This is a genomic window from Capnocytophaga sp. oral taxon 863 str. F0517 (assembly GCF_000466425.1).
Lineage (GTDB): Bacteria > Bacteroidota > Bacteroidia > Flavobacteriales > Flavobacteriaceae > Capnocytophaga.
In genome coordinates this window covers 1,399-2,185 of record NZ_KE992122.1, presented here as the reverse complement: position 1 = coordinate 2,185, position 787 = coordinate 1,399, and the positions used below count along the sequence as shown (strand labels likewise).

Annotated in this window: 1 protein-coding gene; it reads left to right on the top strand. The window is 41.6% G+C overall.

Translation table 11 applies throughout. The features are described from left to right. A partial coding sequence (locus HMPREF1551_RS05400; protein WP_021628048.1) for a DKNYY domain-containing protein occupies nt 1–787 on the top strand: 787 nt, incomplete at both ends.

Sequence of the window (787 nt, the reverse complement as noted above, 5' to 3'; positions counted from 1 at the left end):
TCATACCCAAGGAGAATTTGAGCAAGATAAAGCTATTTGAAGTTTTTGTAACTGATGGGGACAAGCTCTACAGAGGAAAAGAGCTGCTCTCTGGCTATGATGCGGCTACTTTTAGGATTGTCCCAGGACATTATTACTATCAGTATGACAAGAATGGGGTGTATGATTGGGATAAGAAACTGCCTTTCCATTATACAAACCGCCCTGAGTATGGAAAAAACTTTTTCTATATGGATAATCAGAGCCTATGTATCTATGAGGATCAGGCTTATTATAAGACTTATGACGATAGCCTCTATGTACCACACCTTACCCCAGAGCAGTTGGCGTTGCTAAAAGAAGGAAACACACCCCTAAGGGAATTATTCTCTTCTCAAGACGATAAGCAAAAGAATAAAGAAATAGATACCACAGGCTTTGAGGAGCTTTCCTATCCCTTTTGGAGGCATAAGGGACAGATTTATCATTCGACTTATAAGGAGTGGTATGATAATGACGAACATGGTTGGAGGAGTGAACGTAAATATGTAGTAGTAAAAGGCTATGACAATGCCTCGCTAAAGAAAGTTCCCAATGGTTTCTTAGCCGATAAAGACGATTGGTATGATGGTACCACAAGGCTGTTCCAAAACAAGGACGTAGAACTTCTAGCTATCTATGAGGGCTATGAAAAAGGCTGTGGTATGGATCCCGCTCCAGTTACGAATTTTTATCTCTTTAAGAATGCCCAGGGCTACTGGCTTGCCGAATTAGGCGGAGAGGGGGCAATGTGTCCATTGACCAATGA